The 3103-nt window shown below is 75.3% G+C and carries 2 pseudogenes; both read right to left on the reverse strand.

The window, feature by feature from the left end:
• Positions 1 to 2165, reverse strand: a pseudogene (recG, locus tag JNW89_RS32600) (ATP-dependent DNA helicase RecG); the annotation flags it as partial.
• Positions 2162 to 3103, reverse strand: a pseudogene (locus tag JNW89_RS32605) (Dak phosphatase); the annotation flags it as partial. The pseudogenes recG and JNW89_RS32605, both read right to left, overlap by 4 nt.

Below are 3103 nucleotides of genomic sequence, written 5' to 3' on the forward strand. Positions count from 1 at the left end.
TCCTCCTCGACCAGGGCGATCGCCTCGGCGCGGGCGTCGCGGATCAGGTCGGTGTCGCGCAGCAGCGACAGCAGCCGCAGGTGCGAGCGGCGCCCCGACTGGGTGGCGCCGAGCACGTCGCCCTCCCGGCGCTGTTCCAGGTCCAGTTCGGCCAGCTTGAAACCGTCCGTGGTGGAGGCCACCGCGTCCAGGCGTTCCCGGGCTGAGGACCCCTCGGCCGCCTCGGTCACCAGCAGGCAGAGCCCGGGGGCGGTGCCCCGACCCACCCGGCCCCCGCAGCTGGTGCAGCTGGGAGACGCCGAACCGGTCGGCGTCCAGCACGATCATCACGGTGGCGTTCGGCACGTTGACGCCGACCTCCACCACGGTGGTGGCGACGAGCACGTCCAGGTCGCCGTCGGCGAAGGAACGCATCACCGCGTCCTTCTCGTCGGCGGGCAGCTTGCCGTGCAGGACACCGATCCGCAGCCCGTGCAGCGGCCCCTCGGCGAGCAGCGGCGCCACCTCCGTCACGGCCAGCGGGGGCCGCCGCCCGTTGTCGTCCTCCCGCGGCGGCTCCTCCTCGCTCGCCGGCCCTGGTTCGAAGTCCGGCGCCTCCGCGTTGGCCGCTCCGGCCCCGGACCTCGAATCACCGATGCGCGGGCACACCACGTACGCCTGGTGGCCGGCGGCCACCTCCTCGCGCAGCCGGCGCCAGGCCCGGTCCAGGAAGGCCGGCTTCTCCGCCGCCGGCACCACGTGCGAGGCGATCGGCGAGCGGCCCTGCGGCAGTTGGGACAGGGTGGAGGTCTCCAGATCGCCGTAGACCGTCATCGCCACCGTGCGCGGGATCGGCGTCGCGGTCATCACCAGCACGTGCGGCGGCTGGTCGGCCTTGGACCGCAGCGCGTCGCGCTGCTCCACGCCGAACCGGTGCTGCTCGTCGACGACCACCAGGCCCAGGTCGGCGAAGTCCACCCCCTCGTAGAGCAGGGCGTGGGTGCCGAGCACGATGCCGGCCCGCCCCTCGGCGACCTCGGTCAGCGCCCGCCGCCGGGCCGCCGCCCCGAGCGAACCGGTGACCAGCTCCACCCGGGTGGCGTCGTCGGCCCCGCCCAGCTCCCCGGCCATCGCCAGCGGCCCGAGCAGGTCGAGCATGCCCCGGTAATGCTGCGCGGCGAGCACCTCGGTCGGGGCGAGCAGCGCCGCCTGCCCCCCGGCGTCGACCACCTGGAGCATGGCCCGCAGCGCCACCACCGTCTTGCCCGAACCCACCTCGCCCTGCAACAGCCGGTGCATCGGGTGCGGGGTGGCCAGGTCGGCGGCGATCTCGACGCGACGTCGCGCTGGCCGGGGGTCAGCTCGTACGGCAGCCGGGCGTCGAACGCGTCGAGCAGTCCGCCGGGCTTCGGCGGGCGGGGCCGGGCCGGCCAGGACGCCGCCCGGTGCTTGCGCTGCACGAGCGTGAGCTGGACGGCGAACGCCTCGTCCCACTTGAGCCGGCGGCGGGCCCGGTACAGCTCCTCCTTGCTGGAGGGGCGGTGGATCTCCCGCAGGGCGGTGCCGATGCCGACCAGGTTGCGCCCGGCCCGTACGGTCGCCGGCAGCGGGTCCTCCGGCGGGGTGAAGGTGTCCAGCACCACCCGGACGCACCGGGCGATCACCCAGGTCGGTACGGCCGCGGCGGCCGGGTAGACCGGGATCAGCGCGCCGGCGAACTCCTCGATCTCCTCGCTCGCCGCCGCTTCGCCGTCGGTCGAATCCCCGAGGAGCTGGTATTCCGGGCCGTTGAGCTGCCGCTTGCCCCGGAACTCGGTGACCTTGCCGGCGAAGAGCCCCCAGCGCCCGGGGCGCAGTTCCCGCTCCCGCCACGCCTGGTTGCCGAAGAAGGTCAGGGTGAGCACGCCGCCGGAGCCGTCGCCGACGGTCACCTCCAGCAGGTTGCCCCGGCGCTGGCGCATCGGCCGCACCGCCGTGCGCTGCACCTGGGCCAGCACGGTGACCTGCTCGCCCACGTCGAGGGAGCGGATGTCGGTGTGCTCGCCGCGCTCGTCGTACCGGCGGGGGAAGTGGTAGACCAGGTCGCCGGCGGTGTGCAGGTCGAGGTGGCTGGCCAGGGCCTTGGCCGTCTTCTCGCCGACCAGCTTCTTCAGCGGCGTGTCCACCGTGGACGGCTCGGACGTCATTCGACCCCCACCAGGAGCGGATAGTGCGGCTGGCCGCCCGGGTACGCCTGCACCTCGACGAACGGCCAGCGCCGGCCGACGTGTGCGCGCACCGCGTCGGCGAGACCGTCCGGGGCGTCCGCGCCGGTGAGCAGGGTGACCAGCTCACCGCCGCCGCCCAGCATCCGGTCGACCACCGCGGCGCAGGTGTCGACCAGGTCGCGCCGATCAGGTGCACCTCCCCCTCGACCAGCGCCAGCACGTCGCCGGGGCGGCAGGGGCCGGCCACGGTGAGGGCTTCCCGGCTGGCGTGGCAGACCTCGGCGTACCGGCAGGCGCCGGCGGCCTCGGCCATCGCGATCACGTCGTCCTCGAAGCGCCGTCGGGGGTCGCGCACCGCGAGCGCGGCCAGCGCCTGCACCGGCGAGCGGGTCGGCACCACGCTGACCTTGATGCCCAGCCGGTGCGCCTCCTTCGCGGCGGCGCTCGCCACGGCCTGGGTGTTCGGGTCGTTGGGGAGCACCACCACGCGGGCCGCGTCGGTGGCGCGGATCGCGTCCAGCAGCTCGCCGGTGGACGGGTTGCCCGGCACGACCGTGGCGCCCTCGCCGGCGAAGAGTTCCGCGATGCCCGCGCCGGCCGCGACCACCACGGCCGCCCGGCCGTCGGCGGACGGGCCGGGCCGGGGCGCCGGGACGGTCTGGTCGGCGAAGCGGGTCACCGAGATCCGGTACGGCCGGCCGGCGACCACGCCCGCCTCGACCGCGGCGCCGACGTCGTTGACGTGCACGTGCACGTTCCAGGTGGTGGAGGCCGCCGGTGAGGCGCCGTCGCCGACCACCACCAGCGAGTCGCCCAGGCCGGCCAGCTCGGCGCGCATCCGGGCCACCGCCTCGTGGTCGGCGTCGAGCAGGAACTGCACCTCGTACGCGTACTCGGCGGAGCCGGCCTCGCGGACG

This window comes from Micromonospora sp. 4G55 (assembly GCF_016803375.1).